The sequence below is a fragment of the Pseudonocardia terrae genome (assembly GCF_021343995.1).
Classification (GTDB): domain Bacteria; phylum Actinomycetota; class Actinomycetes; order Mycobacteriales; family Pseudonocardiaceae; genus Pseudonocardia; species Pseudonocardia terrae.
In genome coordinates this window covers 40,610-64,001 of sequence record NZ_JAJTTE010000014.1, presented here as the reverse complement: position 1 = coordinate 64,001, position 23,392 = coordinate 40,610, and the positions used below count along the sequence as shown (strand labels likewise).

Below are 23,392 nucleotides of genomic sequence, written 5' to 3'. Positions count from 1 at the left end.
GGGTCAGGGCCGCGGCACCTCCCCCGACGCGACCACCCCGCCCGCCGCGTCGGCGATCCGGACGCTCGCGACGGCGTCGGTGGGGCTCTCCACGCCCCACCACTCCGTGCCGTCGCCCGAGGCGTCGTAGACGGCGGTGGCGGCCACCGTGCCGTCCTTCCGGAGGAGATCGCAGGTCAGTCGGCCCGGCTGCTCCACGTCCAGGTAGACCGACAGGAAGTCCGGCCGGGCCCGGCTGACCAGGACGTCGCCCACGTGCCGGTCACCCATCAGCAGCGGGGCGGCGACCATGGGCGCGCTCGGCGCCGTCGTCGCGGTCGTCGTGCCGGTGAGCCAGCCGCCGGCGAAGGCGGCCACGACCAGCACGGCCGCCGCGGCGACCCGCCCCCAGCCGGGCAGCCGCGGGCGGGGCCGCACCGGGCCGATGCGGCGCAGGACCCGCTCCTCGAACCCGGCCGGCGGCTCGACGGGCGGGACGAGCGCCCGAAGCCGGTCGTGCAGGCCCACGAGCCGGGAGACCTCGTCGCGGCACGGCGGGCACCGCTCCAGGTGGGCGAGCGCCTCCGCGCGCTCGTGCCCGCCGAGCAGGCCGAGGGCGAGCTCGGGGGCGTAGCCGCGGCACCGGGTGCAGTCCGGGCCGGTCACGACGGGTCCCACTTGGGTTCGAGGGCCGCCGCCAGCCGCAGCATGGCCGTCCGGATGCGGGTCTTCGCCGTGCCGAGCGGGATGCCCTCGCTCTCGGCGATCTCGCGGGCCGTCAGCCCCCGGAAGGCCGCGAGCGCCAGGGCGCGGCCCTGCTCGGCGGGCAGCGCGCGGATCGCGGCCCGCAGCTCCGCGGCGGACTCGGCTGCAAGGGTGGCCCGCTCCGGGCCGTCCGGGGCGGCGCCGAGGATCTCCTCCAAATCCATCGGGTCGACGGGGGCGGCCCGCCGGGCCCGCACCGCGTCGATCGCGAGGTGATGGGTGATCGCGGTCAGCCAGGTCGTCACCGAACCGCGGCGCGGGTCGAACACCGCGGCGTGCCGCCAGGCCCGCTCGAAGGCCTGCTGCGCGACGTCCTCGGCCTGGCGCGCGTCGCCGCCCAGCACGCTCATCGCGACCCCGAAGACCCGGCTCTGGAAGCGCCGGACGAAGGCCACCGACAGTTCGGCGTCGCCCGAGGCCAGGCCGGCGAGCAGCAGGTCGTCGGGGAACCCGTCGACCGGTCGCGCCCGCCAGGCCATCCGGACCCCCTCCGAAACCGGCGCTCAGGCCCGGGCTCGCCCCGCGACCAGCGACCACATCAGCACGGACACCGCCCCCACCAGGCAAACCATGGCCAGGGGCACGTGCACGGTCATCACGCCCGCGTCGCCCAGACCGGCCTGGAGGAACGTCACCAGGAACAGGGCGGAGGCGACGATGGCCGGCCACCACGGGCCGCCGCGGCCGCGCACGACCAGGATCGCCGCGATCGCGGTGAGGCCGGTGAGCACGTGCACCACGATCGCGCCGCCGTAGTGCAGCATCAAGGCACTGCGGTCGCGGGAGATGATCGCGCCTGCCGTCACCCCCTGGACGACGATCATCAGCACGGACAGCGCGGCCAGGACGCGCAGCAGGGTCACGGCCGCCGTCGAGGTGGCGGTCGCGGCATGCAAGCGGGTCATGGGGCTCCTCTCGTCGGCCGGACCTCCCCGGCTTCGGTGGATACGGCAGAACGGCCGGGCGGGATGGCGACCGCCCCCGATCGTGACCGTCCCGTGACCGTGCTCGCGCACCCGGCCGCGGAGAAGGGACCGAAGTCTCCGTCCGACGACCCCCGGAGTCCTCGACTCCGGTCGACCATCGACCCTCCGGACCGTGGGCTCACCGTGTGACGAGGTAGCCGCCACCGATCCACAGGCAGGCGAGCCCGATCAACGCCCCGAGCACGTGCCAGAACAGCGGGGGCAGGAGGAGCCGACGGACCAAGACGTGGGTGTGTTCGTTGTAGGCCGTCCGGCGCTCTCGTCAACACCGGATGACTGCCTTGTCCCCCGATCACCCGACAGCGACGTCCGCCTCCCCATCGGCCGCCGGGCCGACGGTGGCGGACCCCCTTCCGCAGGAGAGTCCTCGGCAACGGGGCGAAACGCCCCGGACCACCTCGGAAGGAGAATCCGATGAGCACCACCGACACCGTCCCCTCCCCGACCCCGCAGGACCCGCGCGACTCCCGCGGGCGCGGGGGCCACGGCGCCCCGTCGGGCGAGAACCCGTTCGTCGACCCCCGGTTCTCCGACGCCCCGTACTCGCCCGCCCTCTACGACTGGGCCCGGGCCCACGACGCCTACGCGACGGGTGCCCGCCCGGCCGGCGCGGAGAAGCACACCGGGCGCACCGTCGCGCTGACCGTCGGCGCCCTGGTCGTGGCGGCCGGGATCGCCACCGGACTGGTCTTCGGGCTCGGCTACGGCCCCGGCTCCCCGGCCCCTGCGCCGGACGCCTCCGCCCCGGTCGCCACGGCGCCGGTGCACCACGCGACCGTCATGCCCGCCGACCCGACGAGCGGGACCGCGGGCAGCGGCACCGCGAACGGCGGCTCGTCGAGCGGCGGGCACGTCACCCCGCCGGCACCGCCGACGCCCTCGGCCGCGATCGAGACCCTGCAGAACGAGCTCGGCCAGTTGAACTACTACGAGGGCCCCGTCACCGGCGTGATGAACAAGCAGACCACGCAGGCGATCACCTACCTGCAGCGCGACGCCGGGCTCCCGCAGACCGGGAAGATGGACGCCGCCACCCAGGCCGCGCTCACGAAGATGCTGGCGACCGGGAACAGCCAGATGAACGGCGGCAGCTCGATGAACAGTGGCAGCCAGATGAACGGCAACCAGATGGGAGGCACCGGCTCGACCGGGAGCAGCGGTCGGATGGCAGGGATGCCGGGCATGTGAGGCCGACCGCCCGACGACCGCCGACGGCCCGCCCCGCGCGGGCCCGTCGCCGCGAGCCGGGCCGATCCGGGCACGTGCCCGGCCGGCCGCGCCTACTCCACCAGCCCCCGCCGCATCGCGACGGCGACCGCGGCCGCCCGGTCCGAGACGCCGAGCTTCTCGTAGAGCCGCTGGGTGTGGGTCTTGACCGTGCTGACCCCGATGACCAGCTCTTTCGCCACCTGCGGGATGGACAGCCCGCGCGCGAACGCCGCCAGCACCTCCCGCTCCCGCTCGCTGAGCACCGGCCCGTCCGACGCCGCCCGCATCCGGATCTCGCCGGCCAGCCCGGCCGCCAGCTCGGGCGGCACCACGGTGCGGCCGTGGGCGACGTCGAGCACCGCCTGCACGATCTCCGCCCGGCGGGCGTCCTTGGCCAGGTAGCCGGCCGCCCCCTCCTGCAGCGCCTGGTAGACCACGGCGCTCTCGGTGTGGGCGGAGAGCAGCAGGATCCGCGTCGGCAGCCCGTCCCGGACGACGGCGCGGACGACCCCGAGCCCGTCGATGTCGGGCATCTCGTAGTCCACCAGCGCGACGGCCGGGGACTCGGTGCGGATCACCTCGAGCGCCTCGCGCCCGTCGCCCGCCTCGCCGACGACCTCGATCCGGCCGCTCTGCACGAGTCCGCGCGCCACGCCGTCGCGGAAGAACGGATGGTCGTCGGCGACCAGCACGCGGATGCGCGCGTCGCCCCCTCGGCCGGCGGTCACGGGTGAAGCATAGGGAGGGTCAGGATGCCGACACCACGACCGAAGGGCGGATGGATGAGCACTCCGACCGGCGCACCCGCCCCACCCGGGGGTCCCGCGGTGCTGGCGGTGACCGTCGAGCACGCCCGCCGCGGCGTCCGGCTGCAGGTCGCCCTGCGCTGGGTGCTGGTCGCCTTCGTGGCGCTGACGGTGGCGTTCGTGCCCCCCGCGCACGACGTCGTGGCGTGCGCAGTGATCGCCGCCTGCTACGCGGTGTTCGCGCTCGCGGTCGCCACCTGGGTGTACCGCGGCGGCGAATGGCCGGTCCGGCTCGCCTGGGTCGCGCTGCTGGGCGACCTCGTGGTCCTCGGCGTGCTCACCCTGCTCACGGGCGTCTCGACCCCGGAGAGCTGGACCTCCGACGTCGTGACGACCGGGTTCCTCCTGCTGCCGGTGCTGGCCGCGACCCAGCTGCGCCCGCGGGCGTGTGCGGTGGTCGTGATCCCCACGGTCCTCGTCTACCTGGTCGCCGGGATCGCGACGATGGGGGCCAACGAGGAGCCGTGGAGCTCGCTGCTGCTGCGCACGGCCATCGCGGCCGGGGTGGCCGCCGGCTGCGTCGGGATCTCCCGGATCGAGCGGTCCCGGGTCGCCCAGATCGGGCGGCTCGTGCAGACCCGCGGCGAGCTGCTCGGCGAGCTCGGCGACCTCGAGCAGCGGGAACGCAGCTCGCTCTCCGAGCACCTGCACGACGGTGCGCTCCAGTACGTCCTGGCCGCGCGCATGGACCTCGACGACGCCCGCGACTCCGGCGACCCGGAGGCGTTCGAGCGGCTCGAGCGCGCGCTCACCGAGACCTCCCGGCTGCTGCGCTCCACGGTCGCCGAGCTGCACCCGGCGGTCCTGGCCAAGGCCGGGCTGCCGGCGGCGGTGCGCGAGCTCGCCACGACCGCCGCCGCGCGCGGCGGGTTCACCGCCGACGTCCGGGCCGACGGCTGGCCCGCCGACCTGCGCACCACCGCCGATCCCCTGCTCCATCGCACCGCCCGGGAGCTGCTGGCCAACGTCGCCGAGCACGCCCGCGCCCGCACCGCGGACGTCACCCTGACCTTCGCCGACGGCCGCGCCCGGATGGTCGTGGCCGACGACGGCGCGGGTATCGGCCCCGACGCCGCCGACCCGGGCGGCGGCCACATCGGCCTGGCCTCGCACGCGGTGCGGATCGAGGCCGCGGGAGGCCGCCTGACGCTCGCCCCGGGCACCTCCTCGGGCACGGTCGTCACGGTGGAGGTGCCGGCGGAGCCGGTCTGACCGGAGTCAGGTGTCGAACTTCTCCGCCCGCGAGGGCGCGGCCTCGGCGGTGAGGAACTCCAGGGTGCGGGTGAGCTCGAGCAGGCGGGTGAGGCCGGGCTGGAGGTTGTCCAGGTGCAGCCGCGCCCCCGCGTCGCGGATGTGCCGGTGCGCCATGAGCAGCGCGGCGAGACCGTAGGAGTCGCAGAAGGCGACCTCGGCGCAGTCCAGGTGCACCGCGCGCAGCCCGGGGTGCGCCGCCAGGCCCTCGACGAGCACGCGGTTGATCTCGTCGGCGTGGTCGTTGTCGAGATCGCCGACGATCGTGAGCCGGCCGGTCCGCCGCCCGGCGACCGCCCAGGTGCAGGTGAGCCGTTGTCCCGCCGTCACGCGGACTCCTTCGTACCGGCGAGGGCGGCCGAGAGCTCCGCCCGGGCACCCTCCAGCAGGGCCGTGGCCCGCGGGAAGTCCCGCAGCTCCTCGCCGAGCAGCTCCAGGGCGGGCACCAGGAAGGCCGCCGGCACCGACCGGGCCTCCAGGATGTCCGCGGTCCAGCGGAGGAAGTGCCCGAACAGCTCGTCGTCGCCCGTGTAGAGCGAGGTCGCCAGGAACTGCACGATGTGGTCGAGGTCCTCGGCCGTGTGCTGGCGCTGCTGGTCGGTGTAGCGTTCCATCACCGGCAGCCGCAGCTCCAGGCCCGTGTACATCGCCTTGACCAGCTGCGGTGCGGTCCGCGTGACCATCGTGTACTCCTGGTCCGCGAGGTGCGGCAGGTCGTCGATGGCCTGTGTGCTGTTCTCCGGCCGGGGCAGCGGGCCCGCGGCGAGCCGGTCGGCGGCGGCGCGGGCGTCGGGCGCCCAGGCCTCGGCCCCGAGGAGCCGGGCGAAACGGCCGTCCGGGCCGAAGGCGGCCCCGCCGGCGATCACGGGGACGCCGGTGGCGCGGCAGGCGGTGATGGTGGCGTGCGCGGTGGGCAGCCGGGTCGCGATCGAACCCGAGATGGCGACGACCTCGGGCGCGGTGCGGTGCAGGTGCTCCACCAGGTGCGGCGCGGGCACCTGCGCGCCGAGGTAGTCGACCCGGAACCCGCGCAGCCGCAGCACCTCGGAGAGCAGCCGGGCGGGCAGGGCGTGCCACTCTCCGTCGACGCAGGCCACGGCGATGCGTGCACGGTGCGGCTCGGTGCGCACCCGGTGCCCGATCGCCCCGATCACGCGCTCGTCGATGGCCGTCGCGGTGTGCTCCTGCGCGACGCTGATCCGGTTGGCGGCCCACTCGAGGCCGACCTTGCGCTGCACGGCCCCCACGACGTCGAGCAGGACGGCTTCGGGGTCGACGCCGGCCTCGAGCGCGCCGAGCACCGCGTCGGTGGCCCCGTACTCGTCGCCGGCGATCGCGGAGGCCCACAACGCGTCGCGGTACTGCTGGAGGGGGTGCTGCGGGAGGGACTCCTCGGGCCCGGTCGGGGTACGGGTCGTCGGATCGGTCATGCGGTGTACCTGCCTCGTCCGTGCCCCCCGACCGCGGTGAGGTGTTGACCGCGGGGGGCCGTGATCGCCAGTACGGCCATGTCGTCGTGCGCGCCGCGGCCCAGCCACTGCGACGCCAGCATCTGCACCCGCTCCACGACGGCCTCCGCGGGCATCCCGGCGCACTCGCCGAGCACCCGGTGCAGGCGCCGCTCGCCGAACAGCTCGTCGCCGAAGGGACCGCCCTTCGCCTCGGTGATGCCGTCCGTGTACATCAGGCACGTCTCGCCGGGGCCGAGGGTCAGTTCGGCCGTGGTCGCCCTGACCTGCGGCATCGCGCCGATGAGGGTGCCCCGCGTGGGGGCCTCCTCGACGCTCCCGTCGCCCCGCACGACCAGCGGCGCCGGATGGCCGCCGCAGGTCAGGCGCAGCCGCACGCCGGCGCCGGCACGGGCGACGGACGCGAGCACGAGCGTGGCGAACCGCGCGTCGTGGATGTTCAGCAGCGCGCCGTTGAGCAGCTTCAGCATGCGCAGGTGGTCGCCGGCCAGTGGGAGCAGCGCGTGGAGCGTGCTGCGGATCTTGCCCGTGAGGACGGCGGCGTCGAGCCCCTTGCCGCAGACGTCGCCGAGCACGACCAGCGACTCCTCGTCCTCCCGGCTCGCCGGGTGCACGTCGTAGAAGTCCCCGCCGACCCGCTCGCCGTCCTGCGACGCGCGGTAGCGGGCAGCGAACTCCACACCGCTGAGCTGGTGCACCGGGGGCGGCAGCAGGTCCCGCATGAGCGTCTCGGTGATCGACGCCTGCTGGTCGTACATGCGGGCCGCGGACATCGCGACGCCGGCACGGGTGGCGAACAGCCGTGCGACGACCTCCTCGTCCTCGGTGAACTCCCCCGCGCCCGCGCCGCGCACCAGGATCAGCGCGCCCGCCGGCACGCCGTGTCCGGGCAGCGGGGTGACGACGATCGAGCCGACCTCGCCGAAGCCCGCCGGCCGGAGCCAGTCCGGCAACGACATCGGGTCGAGCCACCGGGAGGGCACCGGCGGGAAGCCCTGCAACGCCTCGGGGAGACCCGGGACCTCCTCGACGTCGACGTCGAGCACGTCGTGCACGACCTCGGAGCCGCGGACGCCGCTCACCGTCGGGTACCGGCCGCCGCGGGCCGCCGGGGCGATCACCATCGCGGCGTCGCAGAGGTGCTGGATCGCCAGGCCGACGGTGATCTCCATGCAGCGCTGCAGGTTCAGCGACCCGAGCAGCGCGGTGGAGACCTCGGTGAGGAACGCGGTGCGGGCCTGTTCGGAGCGCAGCGCCTCGCGCGCGAGGCGGGTGTCGGTGTCGTCGACGAGCCACCAGGTGACGGTGCCGTCGTCGTGCCGGACGGGGTGGCCCTCGAGGCTGCGGCGGTCGACCCAGCCCTGCGCCGTGGGTCCCGGGCCGGCGGCAACGGCGAGCCGCGCGTGGGACTCCGCCAGCCATGCGGGAGCGGACGCGGTGAGGGTCTCGCCGAGGCGCACACCGGGCAGCAGGGTGCGCGCGGCCCGGTTGAGGGCCTGGACGATCCCGGCAGCGTCCGCGACCACGGCCGGATACGGCGCGGTGTCGATCCGCGCGTCGATCTCGAGGACCGACCCGCGAGGGGCGTGCTCGGGCTCTGTCACGGATACGGGGGCGCCGCGGCGACCCCTTCTCACCTCATCCCGTTCCGATCGGGTCCGATCAGTGTCGCGCACGCCGATGGCGCTGTCCAAAGGGCACGATCCCCGTGCAACGGCGACGGGCGGCCGGGAATTCCCCGGATCAGGCCCGGCGGACCGCCACCCGAGCCCACACGAGCTTGCCCTCGCCGCGGTCGACCACCGCCCACTCCTCGGCCAGCGAGTCCACGAGCTGCAGGCCACGGCCCCGCGCGGCGCCGGGATCGTGCGGCCGGAGGACGGGCGCGAGCGGCGAACGGTCGCCGACGGCGATCCGGAGGCCGTTCCGGTCGAGCGTCACGGTGAGCGTGAACGTCGTCTTCGCGTGCTCGACGGCGTTGGCGACGAGCTCGTTGACGACGAGGGCGACGTCCGGGTACTCGTACACCCGGGCGCGGGCGCTAACGCCTCGCGGGGCCGAGGTTCCCGATCCGGACGACGTCCAGGCCCGCGTCGTCCGGCGACCACCCGTCCGTGTGCGTGCGGCGTCGACCAGCGCCGCGGCGGGGATCGTTCACCCCACCAGCGGCCGGAAGGTGAGGGCCAGGTGGAGGGTGAGCCGGTCCCGCCCGTCGGCCAGGTCCAGGCCGGTGAGCTGCGCGATCCGGCCCAATCGGTAGTAGAGCGTCTGCCGGTGCACGGCGAGCGCCTCGGCGGTCCGCTGCGCGTTGCCGGCGAGGTCCAGATAGGTCGCCGCCGTCTCGGCGAGCACCGGGTGGTCGAAGAGCGGGCGCACCGCGGCGTCGATCGCGCCCTCGCGCAGCGCCGGGCGCGGACCGCAGGCGAGCAGCCGGTACGGGCCGAGGTCGTCCCACCGCGCGACCGGGCGCAGCCGGGGCACCTCGTGGGCCACCCGGGCGGCGAGCCGCGCCTCGTGGACGCTGTCCCGCAGGCCGACGAGGTCTGCCAGCGCCCCGCCGATCCCGGCGACCAGCCGGGCGGGATCGACGCGGTCGAGCCGGTCGGCGTAGAGCCGGCGCGCGGCCTCGGCGAGGTGGTCCGCGTCGGCCGAGGGCGTCAGCAGCAGCACGGTCGGGTCGGCGGGATCGTCGGCGGCGGTCGCGACGGCCGCGCGCGGCAGCCGCCACAGGTTGAGCGGGGGCACCGGGCCGCCCCGGGCGAGGTGCAGGGCGATCGCGCGGACCGGGACGTCGCGCGCCAGCGCACCCAGCCGGTCGATCTCGGCGGCCGCGATCTCCGCGGTCGCCGGGTCGCCGGCCAGCAGGTCGTGGGCCCGCTCGGCGAGGTGCTCCCGGGTGCGCGCCTGGCCGGCCATGATCGTCCCGGCGCGGGCCGCGTGCCGCATGACCCGGTGGAGCCGCTCGTCGGCCTCGGGCCCGGCGAGGCGACCCGCGCCGTCGAGCACCCAGACGTAGCCGTAGGTCACGCCGTTCCACCGCGCCGGCAGGCAGACGCGCGCGACGACGCCGAAGCCCGGGTCCGCGGGCGTGTGCACCGGCCGTTCGCTGGTCGCGATGCCGAAGCGCTCGAACCAGTCCTGCACCTCGGGCGCGGAGCGACGGTGCAGGATCGACCGCTGCCGCACGGGATCCAGCTCGTCCGGGTGCGCGCCGTAGCAGACGAGGTTGAAGTCCCGGTCCTCCAGGACGACGGGCTCGCCCAGGACGCGGGAGACCTCGTCGACGAGCTCCTGCAGCTCCATCGGACAAGTGTATGAGGGATCGGGCCAGAACGTCGGACATCCGTCCATGGGCGGCGGAGCCGGAAGTCCCTACCGTGACTGCACACCGGCGCCCGTCGGTCCGCCCGGCGCGCCGGAGGCCGGAAGGGAGACCTGCCGTGTTCAGCGCGTCCGTCCTCGCCGTCAGCCGCCGCCCCGGCGTGCGCCGCCTCGTGACCGGGGCGCCCGCCGCGCGCCGGGTCGTCGAGCGTTTCGTCGCGGGCGACACGCTCGACGCCGCCCTCGCCACCACCTCCGACCTCACGGGCGACGGCCTGCTCGTCACCCTCGACCACCTCGGCGAGGACACCACCGACGCGGCCCGGGCCGTCGCGATCCGCGACGCCTACGTCGCCGCCCTCGACGGCCTGGCCGCGCACGGCCTCGCGGACCGAGCCGAGGTGTCGGTCAAACTCTCGGCCCTGGGCGGGGCCCTGCCCGGCACCCTGGCCCTGGACAACGCCGCCGCCATCTGCGCCGCCGCCGATCGCGCCGGCACCACGGTCACCGTCGACATGGAGGACCACACGACCGTCGACACCACGCTGGAGACGGTGGCCAAGCTGCGCGCCGAGCATCCCTGGGTGGGGGCCGTCGTCCAGGCCGCACTGCGGCGCACGGAGACCGACTGCGCCGACCTCGCCCGGGAGGGCTCGCGGGTGCGCCTGGTCAAGGGCGCCTACGCCGAGCCCACGGCCGTCGCCTACGCGGCGAAGGCCGAGGTCGACGCGTCGTACGAGCGCTGCCTGCGCATCCTCATGGCCGGGTCGGGCCACCCGATGATCGCGACCCACGACCCGCACCTGATCGCGCTCGCCGAGGGGATCGGCCGCGACCCCGCGACCTTCGAGTTCCAGATGCTCTACGGCATCCGGGTCCCCGAGCAGCACCGGCTCGCGGCCACCGGGCACCGGATGCGCGTCTACGTCCCCTACGGCGCGGACTGGTACGGCTACTTCGCCCGCCGCCTCGCCGAGCGCCCCGCGAACCTGGGCTTCCTGCTCCGCGCCCTCGTCACCCGCTGATCCGTCGCCCGAGGAGTTGATCATGGTGGAGTCGATCATGGATGCGATCACCGTCGTGCCCGAGCCGGTCAACGAGCCGGTCCGCACCTACGCCCCCGGCACCGCCGAACGCGCGTCCCTCGAGGCCCGGCTCGCCGAGCTGCGCGGGCAGCGGCCGGAGCTGCCGATGACCGTCGGCGGGAAGCGCCGGATGGCCTCCGGCGAGCGGTTCGACGTCGTCGAGCCGCACCGGCACCGGTCCGTCGTCGGGGTGTCGGCAAACGCCACCGACGCCGACGTGGCCGAGGCGGTCGCCGCCGCGAAGGCCGCCGCGCCCGACTGGGCCGCCCTGCCCTTCGACGAGCGCGCCGCGGTCCTGCTGCGCGCCGCCGACCTGCTCGCCGGGCCGTGGCGGGACACGCTCAACGCCGCCACCATGCTCGGGCAGTCCAAGTCCGTGCAGCAGGCCGAGATCGACGCCGCCTGCGAGCTGATCGACTTCCTCCGGTTCAACGTCCACTACGCGCGCCGTGTGCTGGCCGAGCAGCCCCGCAGCGTGCCCGGCGAGTGGAACCGGATGGACCACCGCCCGCTCGACGGGTTCGTCGTGGCGATCACCCCCTTCAACTTCACGGCCATCGCCGGCAACCTCCCGACCGTGCCCGCGCTGATGGGCAACACGGTCGTCTGGAAGCCCACGCCGACCCAGCAGCTCGCCGCCGAGTACACGATGCGGCTGCTCGAGGCCGCCGGACTGCCGCCCGGGGTGATCAACCTGGTGACCGGCGACGGGCTGGCCGTCTCCCGCGTCGCGCTCACCGACCCCGGGTTCGCGGGCCTGCACTTCACCGGCTCCACCGCGACCTTCAAGACCCTGTGGCGCACGCTCGCCGACAACCTCGACCGCTACCGCAGCTACCCGCGGATCGTCGGAGAGACCGGCGGCAAGGACTTCGTGGTCGTGCACCCGTCGGCCGATCCGGCGCCGCTGACGACCGCGCTGGTCCGCGGCGCGTTCGAGTACCAGGGCCAGAAGTGCTCGGCGGCCTCGCGGGCGTACGTGCCCCGCTCGTTGTGGCCGGCGCTGCGCGAGGAGCTCGCCGACGTCACCGGCTCACTGACCTACGGCGACGTCGCCGACCTGCGGAACTTCGGCGGCGCCCTGATCGACGCCCGCGCCTTCGGCCGGGTACGCGCCGCGCTGGACCGCGCGAAGAACACCGCCTCGCTCGACGTCCTGGTCGGCGGGGGCAGCGACGCCGCCGAGGGCTGGTTCGTCGACCCGACCGTGCTGGTCGGGACCGACCCCGGCGACGAGGCGTTCGGCACCGAGTACTTCGGCCCCGTCCTCGCCCTGCACGTCTACGACGACGCGGAGTGGCTACCGACGTTGGAGCTCGTGGACCGCACCAGTGCCTACGCCCTGACCGGGGCGGTCTTCGCCACCGAGCGTTCCGCGATCGACGAGGCGCACCGGGTGCTGCGGCACGCCGCCGGCAACTTCTACGTCAACGACCGGCCCACCGGCTCGATCGTCTCCCGCCAGCCCTTCGGTGGCAGCCGGGGATCGGGCACCAACGACAAGGCGGGCTCGCTGCTCAACGTCCAGCGCTGGACCAGCCCCCGGGCGATCAAGGAGACCCTCGTCCCGCCCACGGACCACACCTACCCGCACATGCAGTGACGCGTTATGGAACCATGACGCGCTCGGAGCGGTCGGAATCTCGCGTTGTGGAACCATGATGCGCTCAGAACGGCTCGGAATTCGCATTATGGTTCCATAACGCGATCAGCCGAGGCCGCCGCGCTTGACCAGCTGGGCGGCGATGACGTTGCGCTGGATCTCGTTGGTGCCCTCGCCGACGATCATCAGCGGGGCGTCGCGGAAGTAGCGCTCGACGTCGAACTCGGTGGAGTAGCCGTAGCCGCCGTGGATCCGGACGGCGTTGAGCGCGACCTCCATGGCGATCTCGGAGGTGAACAGCTTCGCCATGCCCGCCTCCATGTCACAGCGCTCGCCGGCGTCGAACTTCTCCGCCGCGAACAGGATCAGCTGGCGGGCGGCGGTCAGCTTGGTGCCCATCTCGGCCAGGTAGTTGCCGATCGACTGGTGCTGCCAGATCGGCTTGCCGAAGCTCTCCCGCTCCTGGGCGTAGCGCAGGGCGTCGTCGAACGCCGCCTGCCCGACCCCGAGCGCGCGCGAGGCGACCTGGATCCGGCCGGTCTCCAGCCCCTTCATCATCTGCGCGAACCCCTTACCGGGGACCCCGCCGAGCACCGCGTCGGCCGGCACGCGCATGTCGTCGAAGATCAGCTCGCAGGCCTCGACGCCCTTGTAGCCCAGCTTCTTGAGGTCCTTGGACACCGTCAGCCCGGGTCCGTGCTCGACCAGCAGCACCGAGATGCCGCGGTGCTTGGGCTCGGCCTTCGGGTCGGTCTTGCACAGCAGCGCGATCAGACCCGACCGGCGAGCGTTGGAGATCCAGGTCTTGGACCCGTTGACCACGTACTCGTCTCCGTCCAGCCGGGCCTGGGTGGCCATGTTCTGCAGGTCCGACCCGCCGCCGGGCTCGGTGAGCGCCATCGTCGCGCGCAGCTCCCCGGTCGCCATCCGCGGTAGGTAGCGGTCCTTCTGCTCCTGCGTGCCGAACGCCAGCAGCAGCTTCGCGACGACGGTGTGCCCACCCATCGCGCCCGCGAGCGACATCCAGCCCCGGGCCAGCTCCGCGGTGACCAGCGCGTAGCAGGGCATCGAGACCGGGGCCTCGCCCCAGGGTTCCGGGATGGCGAGCCCGTAGATCCCGAGCTCCTTCATCTGCTCGATGAGCTTCTCGGGGTACTCGTTCGCGTGCTCGAGGTCCCGGACGACCGGCTTGACCTCGCGGTCGACCCAGTCCCGGACCGTCTCGACGACCGCCCGCTCCTCGGTGCTCAACGTGCTCATGCTGGACCCCTCGTCGCGCCTCTCAGGATTCTGCAGAATATAGAACTTGCCGTCGCGCCCCGGCCAGCCCGCTCCGGTGTGAGACCGTCCACCCTGCCCCGGTCGACGCCCGCCCGCACCCGCTGAGCCGGTCGGGCCTCGACCGCGCGCCGGGCACCCGCGATCATGGCGCCAGCCCACCGACCGGAGGTGCCCGTGCCCGAACCCCAGGCGGTCCTCGCCCCGCTGACCGAGAGCGCCGTGTTCCTCACGCTCATGGTCGAGCCGGGCGGCGAGGCCACGGTGCACGACCTGCTGCCCGACGTCGGCGGCATGATCCGCTCCGTCGGGTTCCGGATGCCCGAGGAGGGCCTGACCTGCGTGCTCGGCATCGGGTCCGCGGCCTGGGACCGCCTCTTCGCCGGGCCCCGGCCCGCGCACCTGCACCCGTTCCGCGAGGTCACCGGCGAGCGGCACCACGCCCCGGCCACGCCCGGCGACCTGTTCCTGCACATCCGGGCCCGCCGCACCTACCCGTGCTTCGAGCTGGCCCGGCGGATCGTCGCGGCGTTCGGCCCGGCGGCGCGCGTGGTCGACGAGGTGCAGGGCTTCCGCTACTTCGACCGCCGTGACCTGCTGGGCTTCGTCGACGGCACCGAGAACCCGACGGGCCCGGGCGCCGCCGTCGCCGTGCTGGTCGGCGACGAGGACCCCGACTTCACCGGCGGCTCGTACCTGATGGTGCAGAAGTACCTGCACGACCTCGACGCCTGGAACGCGATGACCGTCGAGGACCGGGAGCTGACCATCGGCCGCCGGATGCTCGACGACGTCGAGCTCGACGACGCCACCAAGCCCGCCGACTCCCACGTGGCCCTCACGACGATCGAGGACCCGGACGGCACGGAGCGCGAGATCCTGCGCGACAACATGCCCTTCGGCTCGATCGCCGGCGGCGAGTACGGCACCTTCTTCGCCGGCTACGCGAAGGATCCCGGGGTCACCGAGCTGATGCTCACGCGGATGGTGGTCGGCGAGCCGCCCGGGAGGTCCGACCGCATCCTCGAGGTGTCGCACGCGGTGACCGGCGGGCTGTTCTTCGCGCCCACCGTCGACCTCCTCGACGACCCGCCACCCCTGCCGCAGGCGGCGAACCCCGGCGCGGCCGCGCCGTCCGATCCGCCGGCCGCGCGCGTGGACCTCGGCATCGGCGGCCTGCGCGTCCCGCGCTGAGCGCGCCTGCGCGTCCTGCGCTGAGGGGCGCCTGCGCGTCCCCCGCTGAGTGGGACCCCAGGGCTGTCCGACCATGATCGAACAGCCCTGCCGTACCGCCCGGCTCACTCGGGCGCGGTCGCCCCGGCGAACTGGGCCTGGTAGAGCCGGTGGTAGGCGCCACCGGCCGCGAGCAGCTCCTCGTGCGTGCCCTGCTCCACGATCGAGCCCTCCTCCATGACCAGGATCAGGTCGGCGTCGCGGATCGTGGAGAGCCGGTGGGCGATCACGAAGCTGGTGCGTTCGGCCCGCAGCGCGGCCATGGCCCGTTGCACCAGCAGCTCGGTGCGGGTGTCGACCGAGCTGGTGGCCTCGTCGAGGATCAGCAGCGAAGGGTCGGCGAGGAAAGCCCGCGCGATCGTGATCAGCTGCTTCTCCCCCGCGCTGACGCCGGTGCCCTCCTCGTCGATCACCGTGTCGTAGCCGGCGGGCAGGCTCCGGACGAACCGGTCGACGTAGGTGGCGCGGGCCGCCGCGAGGATCTCCTCCTCCGAGGCGTCGGGCCGACCGTAGGCGATGTTGTCCCGGATCGTGCCGTGGAAGAGCCATGTGTCCTGCAGGACCATGCCGACGCCCGAGCGCAGGTCGGAGCGGGTCATCCGGGCGATGTCCACGCCGTCGAGCGTGATCCGGCCGCCGTCGAGCTCGTAGAACCGCAGCACCAGGTTGACCAGCGTGGTCTTGCCCGCGCCGGTCGGCCCGACGATCGCGACGGTCTGGCCGGGCTCGGCGACCAGCGAGAGGTCCGTGATCAGCGGGCGTTCGGGCTCGTACCGGAACGACACGTGCTCGAACGCGACGCGCCCGCGGCGCTCGGTTCGCACCTCCGGGACCGCCGGGTCCGGGGTCTGCTCCTCGGCGTCGAGCAGCTCGAACACCCGCTCGGCCGACGCCACCCCGGACTGCAGCAGGTTCGCCATGGACGCGGCCTGGGTCAGCGGCTGGGTGAACTGCCGCGAGTACTGGACGAACGCCTGGACGTCGCCCAGCGTGAGCGTGCCCGAGGCCACCCGCAGGCCGCCGATCACGGCCACGAGCACGTAGTTCAGGTTCCCGACGAACATCATCGACGGCATGATGATCCCGGAGATGAACTGGGCCCGGAAGCTCGCGCCGAAGAGGTTCGCGTTCTTCTCCCGGAACTGCTCCTCGACCTCGGCCCGCCGGCCGAACACCCGCACCAGCTCGTGCCCGGTGAAGGCCTCCTCGATGTGCCCGTTGAGGATGCCGGTGTTGCGCCACTGGGCCACGAACTGCTTCTGCGAGCGCCGCCCGATGGCCCGGGTCAGCCCGATCGACACCGGCACCGTGACCAGCGCGACCAGGGCGAGCAGCGGCGAGATCACGAGCATCATCGCCAGCACGCCGACGATCGTGAGCAGCGAGGTCAGCAGCTGGCTCAGCGTCTGCTGCAGCGACTGCTGGACGTTGTCGATGTCGTTCGTGACGCGGCTGAGCACCTCGCCGCGCTGCCGGCCGTCGAAGTACCGCAGCGGCAGCCGGTGGATCTTCTCCTCCACCTCGCGACGCAGCTGGTACACGGTGCGCTGGACGATCCCGTTGAGCAGGTAGCCCTGCGCGTAGGAGAACACCGAGGCCGCCAGGTAGATCGCGATGACCCCGAGCAGCACGAGGCCGAGCGCGCGGAAGTCGATCCCCAGCCCCGGCACCACGCCCTGGCTCTCGATCAGGGTGGCGACGGTGTCGTTGCCCGCGGCCCGCGCCTCCGCGGCGGCCTCGGCCGCGGTGAGCCCGGCGGGCAGCTGCGACCCGATCACGCCGGCGAAGATCACGTCCGTGGCGTGCCCGAGGATCCGGGGGCCGACGACGTTGAGCGCCACGCTGATCACGCCGAGCACGACGACGACCGAGACGCCCAGCCGCTCCGGCGCGAGCCGGCCGATCAGCCGCTTCGCCGACGGCCCGAAGGTCGCGGCCTTCTCGGTGGGCTGGCCGATGCCGCCCCACGGCGGCCCGCCGCCACGACGCTGAGCGGCCATGCCGCGCGCGGCGGAGACGGTGTCGGCGTCCTGCCGGGGGCGGCCGCCGGGGGCGGTCGTGGTCACGCGGCCTCCTCGACGGCGTGCTGGGACTCGACGATCTCGGCGTAGGTCGGGCAGTCCGCCAGGAGCTCCTCGTGCCGGCCGACGCCGACGACCACGCCGTCGTCGAGCACGACGATCCGGTCCGCGCCGGCCACCGTGGACACCCGCTGGGCCACGACCACCACGGTCGCGGTGGCGGTGACCGGCGCCAGGGCGGCCCGCAGCCGGGCGTCCGTGGCGAGGTCGAGCGCGGAGAACGAGTCGTCGAACAGGTAGATCGCGGGCCGCTTGACCAGCGCCCGGGCGATGGCGAGCCGCTGCCGCTGCCCGCCCGAGACGGTGGTGCCGCCCTGGGAGATCGGCGAGTCCAGGCCCTCCGGCATCGCACGCACGAAGTCCTCCGCCTGGGCGATCCGCAGGGCCTCCCACAGCTGCGCGTCGGTGGCGGCTGGATCGCCGTAGCGCAGGTTGCTCGCGACCGTGCCGGAGAACAGGTACGGCTTCTGCGGCACCAGTCCGATCCGCCGCCACAGCTCCTCGGGGTCGAGGTCGCGGACGTCGACCCCGTCGACCAGCACCGCGCCCTCGGTGACGTCGAACAGGCGCGGCACGAGCGAGAGCAGCGTGGTCTTGCCCGCGCCGGTGCTACCGATGATCGCCGTGGTCTCCCCCGGCCGGACCGTGAGGGTGATCCCGCGGAGCACCGGCGCGACGGCCCCGGGGTACCGGAAGGTGGCGTCGCGGAACTCCAGCACGCCCTCGACCGCAGCCGGCACGACGGGCTCCCGCGGCGGGGACACGGACGACTCCGTGTCGAGCACCTCGGTGATCCGCTCGGCGCACACCGCGGCGCGCGGGACCATGATCGCCATGAAGGTGGCCATCATGACGGCCATGAGGATCTGCAGCAGGTAGGCCAGGAAAGCGGTGAGGGCGCCGATCTGCATCTCCCCCGCGTCGACCCGGACGGCGCCGAACCACAGCACCGCCACGCTGGAGACGTTGAGTACCAGCATGACGATCGGGAAGATCAGCGCCTGCAGCCGCCCCGCCGCCGTGGCCACCTCCGTGACCTCGCGGTTGACCACGTCGAACCGGGTCCGCTCGTGCGGCTCGCGCACGAAGGCGCGCACCACGCGGATGCCGGTGATCTGTTCGCGGAGCACGCGGTTGACGGCGTCGATCCGCGTCTGCAGGAGCCGGAACTTCGGCACCATCCGCACGACGACGGCGCCGATGCTCAGCGCCAGCACGGGCACCGACACCGCGACCAGCCAGGACAGCCCGACGTCCTCCTGCAGCGCCATGACCACGCCACCGACGCACATGATCGGCGCCGACACGAGCATGGTGCAGCTCATCAGCACCAGCATCTGGACCTGCTGCACGTCGTTCGTGCTGCGGGTGATCAGCGACGGCGCCCCGAAGCGGTTCACCTCGCGCACGGAGAACTCGCCGACGCGGTGGAACACGGCCGCCCGCACGTCCCGCCCGAAGCCCATCGCCGTCCGGGAGCCGAACCAGACCGCGGCGATCGAGCAGACGACCTGGACCAGCGAGACCACGAGCATCCAGCCGCCGGTGCCGAGGATGAAGCCGGTGTCGCCGCGCGCGATCCCGCGGTCGATGATGTCCGCGTTCAGGCTGGGCAGGTACAGCGCCGCCATCGTCCCGATCAGCTGCAGGACGACGACGAGGGCGAGCGGTCTGCGGAAGGGTTGCAGGTACCGCCGCAGCAGGCGCAGCAACATGCGTCGACACACCCCTGTCGTGAGAGGCCCGCCGCGGGCGGACGTGTGGTGGGAAGCCGACGATAGCCGCGGGGTCCGACGGTTCCGGCGGGCGATCGTCGCGCCGCGCAACGCTAGTCCGTCCGGCGGGGCGTGCCGACCGGATTTCGCCGACGGCGGAGATCGGATCACGTGGTCGCCGCAACTACGTACTTGTCGCACTGGTCCGGGCGCCTGCCCGGGCGCACCCTCGACGGTGCAGTGGTCAGCGGGCGAGCGGTGATCGGGAGGTCGGATGCGTCGGCTCGTGGTGTGCTGCGACGGCACCTGGCAGAACACCGCCGCGGACAGCAACGTGGCCCGGCTGCACCGGGCCCACCGCGCGGATCCGGGGTCGCCACCGGCGAAGTACGTGCCGGGCGTGGGCACGTCGGCGCTGAATCCGCTCGGCAACCTGCGCGCCGGGCTGACCGGGGCCGGGCTGGACCGGTCGATCACGGAGGGGTACCGCTTCCTGGTCGACACCTACCGCCCCGGTGACCGGATCTCGTTGTTCGGCTTCAGCCGCGGTGCGTACACCGCGCGCAGCCTCGGCGGGATGGTCGGCCGGGTCGGCATCGTCGACGGCACGGGGCTCGACCCGGCCGCCCGCGAGGACGCCGTCCGGCGCGCCTACCGCCGCTACCGCGACCTGCGGCAGCACCCGGACGACCCCGATTGGAGCACCGGGCTCGTCCTGGCCTACGAGGCCGACGAGCCGACGTCGCCGATCGAGTTCGTCGGCGTCTGGGACACCGTCGGCGCGCTCGGCATCCCGGGGTACGTGGGGGTGCCCGACCTGCTGCACTCCCGGGAGCACTACCAGTTCCTGGACGTCACGCTGGACCCCCGGATCCCGGTCGCCCGGCACGCCGTGTCGCTCGACGAGCTGCGCGGCCCGTTCCGCCCCACGCTCTGGGACCCGCCCGCGCCCGGGCAGGACATGACGCAGGTCTGGTTCCCCGGCGACCACGGCGACGTCGGCGGCGGGCACCGGGAGAAGGGGCTCAGCGACACCGCGCTGGCCTGGATGGCGGCCGCGGCCACGCACCTGACCTTCGACCTGCAGGCGGTGGCCGGGTTCGCCCCGTCGGCGACCGCGCCCTCGCACACCATGGCCGACGGGCTGGTCGGCGCGGCCCTGGAGATCGCCTTCCAGCCGCGCCCGCGGACCGTCCCCCGGGTCGACGCGGCCCGACCCGAGCCCGCCGTCTCGGACGTCGCCCTGCAGCGCCAGGTGGCGCAGGGTTACCGCACCACGACGACGCCGGCCGCGGGCCAGTCGGTCACGTTCACCGTCCCTGCAGACCGGGCGTGGACCGCGACCGGCCTCTGGCTGGAGAAGGGCGAGTACCGGTTCTCCGCGCAGGGGCGCTGGTCCAGCGCGGGACGCTCCTGCGGGCCGGAGGGCGGGCCGGGCCGCTCGGGCCCGCTCGGCGGGGTGTTCTCCGCGCTGGAGCGGGGCCTGCGCCGGGTGGTCCGCGACGAGCGGGCGGAGCTCGCCTTCACCCGCCGGCACGACGACCTGCCGTGGATGTGCCTGATCGGCTCGGTCGCCGACGCGCCCACCCCGGACGGCGACGACACGGTGTTCGCGATCGGGGCCGGGACGACGGCCGAGGTCCCGGCCGAGGGCTACCTCTACGCCTACCCGAACGACGCCCTGGGCTGCTACGGCAACAACTCCGGGGCGGTCACGGTGCAGGTGGAGCGCCTCTCCTGAGACCCCATCGGCCCCGAAGCCGAGGCTCCTTCGACGAGGGGCAATCCGTGTGCTCCCTCCGCAGCCGGACGGGCGCACCACGCTACGGTGCGTCCCCGTGACCGACGTCGACCTCACCGCCCGGGCCGCCGCGACCGGCGGCTCCCCCACCCTCCGCGGATACCTCGCCACACCGGAGGGCGAGGGCCCCTGGCCGGGCGTGGTCGTGGTGCACGAGGCCTTCGGGCTCGACGACGAGATGCGCGGGCACGCCGACCGCCTCGCCGCACGCGGATACCTGGCCCTGGCGCCCGACCTGTTCAGTGCGGGCGGCGCCCGTAAGTGCCTCGTCGCCACCTTCCGCGCCCTGTCCTCCGGAACCGGTCGCGCGTTCGCCGACATCGAGGCGGCGCGGGCCGAACTGGCCGCGATGGACGCGTGCACCGGAAGGGTCGGCGTGATCGGCTTCTGCATGGGCGGCGGGTTCGCGCTGCTCACGGCCTCGCGCGGGTTCGACGCGTCGTCGGTCAACTACGGGCAGCTGCCCAAGGACCTCGACGCCGCGGTGGCGGGTGCCTGCCCGATCGTGGCCAGCTACGGGGCGAGGGACATCTCGCTCAAGGGCGCCGCCGGGAAGCTGGAGGCGGCCCTGACCCGCGCCGACGTGCCGCACGACGTGGCCGAGTACCCCGCCGCCAACCACTCGTTCCTCAACGAGCACGCGAACGGGCCCCGCCCGCTGCGCCCGCTGCTGCGGGTCGCGGGGCTGGGGCCCGAGCCGGAGAGCGCCGCCGACGCGTGGCAGCGCATCGACGCCTTCTTCCGGCAGCACCTCGCCTGATCCGGCCCGACTCGCCGAAGCCCAGAGCCCGACTCGCAGGAGCCCAGAGCGCGACTCGCGGGGACGGGGGTCAGGCGGCGGCGAAGGAGCGCTTGGACAGGCCCCACCAGAACCCGTCGATCGTCGCCTCCCGCGGCGCCTCGGGGTCGGCGGAGGCGCCGAGGGTCACGAACAGCGGGGTGAAGTGCTCGACGGTGGGGTGCGCGTAGGGCATGCCGGGCGCCTTGGCCCGGTAGGCGGCCAGCTCGTCGACGTCGCCGCGGGCCAGGGCCTCCGCGGCCCAGGCGTCGAACTGCCGCGACCAGCCCGGCGCGGCGTCGCCGGTGATCGCCTCGCGGGTGAGGAAGGGCAGCCCGTGGGTGGTGAAGCCGGAGCCGATCACCAGCACGCCCTCCTCGCGCAGCGCCCGCAGCTTCGCACCGAGGCAGAGCAGCGTCGTCGGGTCCGCGGTCGGCAGGCTCAGCTGCAGCACCGGGATGTCCGCCTCCGGGTACATCACCTTGAGCGGCACCCAGGCGCCGTGGTCCAGCCCGCGGCCGGTCTCGTGGACGTTCTCGCTGCTCAACGCCCCGAGCACGCGCCGGGCGAGGTCGCCCGCCCCGGGGGTGTCGTAGCGCATCCGGTAGTACATCGGGTCGAAGCCGCCGAAGTCGTAGACCGGCGTGACGTGCGCGCCGCTGCTGGAGATCGCCAGCGGCGCCTCCTCCCAGTGCGCCGACACGATGAGCACGGCGGTCGGCCGCGGCATCGACCGCGCCCAGGTGAACAGCTCCTCCATCCACGCCGGGTCCTCGAACAGCGGCGGCGCGCCGTGGCTGAGGTAGAGGGCGGGCAGCGGCCCGTCGGCCGGCGTCCAGGCGGCGTGCTCGCCCGCCCGCGCGACCCGGGCGAGGTGGGTCTCGTAGGGGTGCACCGGCATCTCCGACTCCGTTCGTCCCAGTTCGTTCAATGTTCAACTGAACTCTCAATAAAGATAGGCCGCGCCGGGACGACTGTCAAAGGCCGAGATCGGGAAGGCCTGGGGAAGACACCCGGGAGGAGAAGCGCATGCAGTACGTGAAGCTGGGATCGACCGGCCTGGACGTGTCCCGCATCTGCCTGGGGGCGATGAGCTTCGGCGAACCCGGACGAGGGCGGCACGACTGGACGCTGGACGAGGACGACGCGCGCCCGGTCGTCCTGCGCGCGCTCGAGGCCGGCGTGAACTTCGTCGACACCGCCAACGTGTACTCCGCGGGCGGCAGCGAGGAGATCCTCGGGAAGGTCCTGGCCGAGTACGGGCACCGGGACGAGATCGTGCTGGCCACCAAGGTGAACGGCCGGATGCGCCCGGGCCCGAACGGGCAGGGCCTGTCGCGCAAGGCGATCGTCGGCGAGCTCGACGCGAGCCTGCGCCGCCTCGGCGTGGACCACGTGGACCTCTACCAGATCCACCGCTGGGACCCGCACACGCCGATCGAGGTCACGATGGAGGCGCTGCACGACGTCGTGAAGGCGGGCAAGGTGCTGCACATCGGCGCCTCGTCGATGTGGGCCTGGCAGTTCGCCAAGGCCCAGCACACCGCCGAGAGGCACGGCTGGACGCGGTTCGCGACCATGCAGAACCACTACAACCTCCTCTACCGCGAGGAGGAGCGGGAGATGCTGCCGCTGTGCGCGGACCAGGGCGTCGGGGTGATTCCGTGGAGCCCGCTGGCGCGCGGGCGGCTGACCCGGCCGTGGGACTCGACGACGGCCCGCACGGAGACCGACGAGTTCGGCCGCAGCCTCTACCGGGACGAGGACCGCGAGATCGTGGACCGGGTCCTGGAGCTGGCGGAGCGCCGGGGGTTGCTGCCCGCGCAGATCTCGCTGGCGTGGCTGCTCGGCAAGCCCACGGTGACGGCACCGATCGTCGGGGCCACGAAGCGCCAGCACCTCGAGGACGCGCTCTCCGCGGTCGACGTCACGCTGTCGGCCGAGGAGGTCGCCTTCCTCGAGGAGCCGTACCGGCCGCACGAGGTGGCGGGCTTCGTCTGACCCGCCACGCCGCCGATCACGCCCGCCACGC

At 73.9% G+C, this 23,392-nt stretch carries 21 protein-coding genes; 8 read left to right on the top strand and 13 right to left on the bottom strand.

Features of this window, described 5'->3' with window-relative positions; all coding sequences use genetic code 11:
* Positions 1 to 3: 3 nt before the first annotated feature.
* From LWC33_RS11790 to LWC33_RS11780, 3 genes are read right to left on the bottom strand one after another with little or no spacing between them, the layout of a single operon-like run.
* Complete coding sequence (locus tag LWC33_RS11790) at positions 4 to 645, bottom strand: hypothetical protein (protein WP_233304336.1); 642 nt, start codon at positions 643 to 645, stop codon at positions 4 to 6.
* A complete protein-coding gene (locus tag LWC33_RS11785; protein ID WP_233304335.1) occupies positions 642 to 1,223 on the bottom strand; it encodes an RNA polymerase sigma factor in 582 nt (193 codons plus the stop codon). The genes LWC33_RS11790 and LWC33_RS11785 overlap by 4 nt, the downstream gene beginning before the upstream one ends.
* A gap of 24 nt (positions 1,224 to 1,247) precedes the next feature.
* The gene (locus LWC33_RS11780; RefSeq protein ID WP_233304334.1) at positions 1,248 to 1,649 is read right to left on the bottom strand and encodes a hypothetical protein; all 402 of its coding nucleotides are present in this window, start codon (positions 1,647 to 1,649) and stop codon (positions 1,248 to 1,250) included.
* 495 nt (positions 1,650 to 2,144) lie between these two features.
* Here LWC33_RS11780 and LWC33_RS11775 point away from each other — a divergent pair, with 495 nt between their 5' ends.
* The gene (locus LWC33_RS11775; protein WP_233304333.1) at positions 2,145 to 2,918 is read left to right on the top strand and encodes a peptidoglycan-binding domain-containing protein; all 774 of its coding nucleotides are present in this window, start codon (positions 2,145 to 2,147) and stop codon (positions 2,916 to 2,918) included.
* Between the two features lie 92 nt (positions 2,919 to 3,010).
* On the opposite strand, the gene LWC33_RS11770 is transcribed toward LWC33_RS11775, so the two are convergent.
* Complete coding sequence (locus LWC33_RS11770; RefSeq protein WP_233304332.1) at positions 3,011 to 3,667, bottom strand: response regulator transcription factor; 657 nt, start codon at positions 3,665 to 3,667, stop codon at positions 3,011 to 3,013.
* 54 nt (positions 3,668 to 3,721) lie between these two features.
* Here LWC33_RS11770 and LWC33_RS11765 point away from each other — a divergent pair, with 54 nt between their 5' ends.
* Positions 3,722 to 4,957 carry a sensor histidine kinase gene (locus LWC33_RS11765; protein WP_233304331.1) on the top strand — a complete coding sequence of 412 codons (1,236 nt, stop codon included), beginning with the start codon at positions 3,722 to 3,724 and terminating at the stop codon, positions 4,955 to 4,957.
* Between the two features lie 6 nt (positions 4,958 to 4,963).
* Here LWC33_RS11765 and LWC33_RS11760 read toward each other — a convergent pair whose 3' ends face one another.
* The 5 genes from LWC33_RS11760 to LWC33_RS35045 form a co-directional block, all read right to left on the bottom strand.
* Positions 4,964 to 5,326 carry an STAS domain-containing protein gene (locus LWC33_RS11760; protein WP_233304330.1) on the bottom strand — a complete coding sequence of 121 codons (363 nt, stop codon included), beginning with the start codon at positions 5,324 to 5,326 and terminating at the stop codon, positions 4,964 to 4,966.
* Positions 5,323 to 6,426, bottom strand: coding sequence for a cobalamin B12-binding domain-containing protein (locus LWC33_RS11755; RefSeq protein ID WP_233304329.1), 1,104 nt, complete (start codon positions 6,424 to 6,426; stop codon positions 5,323 to 5,325). The genes LWC33_RS11760 and LWC33_RS11755 overlap by 4 nt, the downstream gene beginning before the upstream one ends.
* The gene (locus LWC33_RS11750) at positions 6,423 to 8,069 is read right to left on the bottom strand and encodes a PP2C family protein-serine/threonine phosphatase (RefSeq protein WP_233304328.1); all 1,647 of its coding nucleotides are present in this window, start codon (positions 8,067 to 8,069) and stop codon (positions 6,423 to 6,425) included. Before LWC33_RS11750 ends, LWC33_RS11755 begins: the two co-directional genes overlap by 4 nt.
* A gap of 139 nt (positions 8,070 to 8,208) precedes the next feature.
* Entirely contained in the window at positions 8,209 to 8,493 is a 285-nt protein-coding gene (locus LWC33_RS11745; RefSeq protein ID WP_233304327.1) for an ATP-binding protein, read from the bottom strand.
* Positions 8,494 to 8,619: 126 nt separating this feature from the next.
* Complete coding sequence (locus LWC33_RS35045; protein WP_305080859.1) at positions 8,620 to 9,768, bottom strand: PucR family transcriptional regulator; 1,149 nt, start codon at positions 9,766 to 9,768, stop codon at positions 8,620 to 8,622.
* A 137-nt stretch (positions 9,769 to 9,905) separates the two neighbouring features.
* On the opposite strand from LWC33_RS35045, the gene LWC33_RS11735 reads away from it, so the two are divergent.
* Together LWC33_RS11735 and pruA are read left to right on the top strand one after the other, a co-directional pair.
* Positions 9,906 to 10,811, top strand: a complete 906-nt coding sequence (locus LWC33_RS11735) for a proline dehydrogenase family protein (protein ID WP_233304326.1) — start codon at positions 9,906 to 9,908, stop codon at positions 10,809 to 10,811.
* A gap of 37 nt (positions 10,812 to 10,848) precedes the next feature.
* Entirely contained in the window at positions 10,849 to 12,474 is a 1,626-nt protein-coding gene (gene pruA, locus LWC33_RS11730) for an L-glutamate gamma-semialdehyde dehydrogenase (protein WP_233304408.1), read from the top strand.
* Between the two features lie 105 nt (positions 12,475 to 12,579).
* Here pruA and LWC33_RS11725 read toward each other — a convergent pair whose 3' ends face one another.
* Complete coding sequence (locus LWC33_RS11725; RefSeq protein ID WP_233304325.1) at positions 12,580 to 13,734, bottom strand: acyl-CoA dehydrogenase family protein; 1,155 nt, start codon at positions 13,732 to 13,734, stop codon at positions 12,580 to 12,582.
* A 195-nt stretch (positions 13,735 to 13,929) separates the two neighbouring features.
* On the opposite strand from LWC33_RS11725, the gene LWC33_RS11720 reads away from it, so the two are divergent.
* Positions 13,930 to 14,946 carry a Dyp-type peroxidase gene (locus tag LWC33_RS11720; RefSeq protein ID WP_233304324.1) on the top strand — a complete coding sequence of 339 codons (1,017 nt, stop codon included), beginning with the start codon at positions 13,930 to 13,932 and terminating at the stop codon, positions 14,944 to 14,946.
* 104 nt (positions 14,947 to 15,050) lie between these two features.
* Here the strand turns inward: LWC33_RS11720 and LWC33_RS11715 are convergent, their stop codons facing one another.
* Both LWC33_RS11715 and LWC33_RS11710 read right to left on the bottom strand, forming a co-directional pair.
* Complete coding sequence (locus tag LWC33_RS11715; protein WP_233304407.1) at positions 15,051 to 16,985, bottom strand: ABC transporter ATP-binding protein; 1,935 nt, start codon at positions 16,983 to 16,985, stop codon at positions 15,051 to 15,053.
* A gap of 62 nt (positions 16,986 to 17,047) precedes the next feature.
* Positions 17,048 to 18,781: an ABC transporter ATP-binding protein gene (locus LWC33_RS11710; RefSeq protein ID WP_233304323.1), complete on the bottom strand. Its 1,734-nt coding sequence runs from the start codon at positions 18,779 to 18,781 to the stop codon at positions 17,048 to 17,050.
* Positions 18,782 to 19,055: 274 nt separating this feature from the next.
* Between LWC33_RS11710 and LWC33_RS11705 the strand changes: the two genes are divergently transcribed.
* Positions 19,056 to 20,522 (top strand): T6SS phospholipase effector Tle1-like catalytic domain-containing protein, encoded by a 1,467-nt coding sequence (locus LWC33_RS11705; RefSeq protein ID WP_233304322.1) that lies wholly within the window; start codon positions 19,056 to 19,058, stop codon positions 20,520 to 20,522.
* 97 nt (positions 20,523 to 20,619) lie between these two features.
* Positions 20,620 to 21,342, top strand: a complete 723-nt coding sequence (locus LWC33_RS11700) for a dienelactone hydrolase family protein (RefSeq protein ID WP_233304321.1) — start codon at positions 20,620 to 20,622, stop codon at positions 21,340 to 21,342.
* 70 nt (positions 21,343 to 21,412) lie between these two features.
* Here LWC33_RS11700 and LWC33_RS11695 read toward each other — a convergent pair whose 3' ends face one another.
* The gene (locus LWC33_RS11695) at positions 21,413 to 22,261 is read right to left on the bottom strand and encodes a dioxygenase family protein (RefSeq protein WP_233304320.1); all 849 of its coding nucleotides are present in this window, start codon (positions 22,259 to 22,261) and stop codon (positions 21,413 to 21,415) included.
* A gap of 128 nt (positions 22,262 to 22,389) precedes the next feature.
* Between LWC33_RS11695 and LWC33_RS11690 the strand changes: the two genes are divergently transcribed.
* Positions 22,390 to 23,361, top strand: a complete 972-nt coding sequence (locus tag LWC33_RS11690; protein ID WP_233304319.1) for an aldo/keto reductase — start codon at positions 22,390 to 22,392, stop codon at positions 23,359 to 23,361.
* Positions 23,362 to 23,392 lie beyond the last annotated feature (31 nt).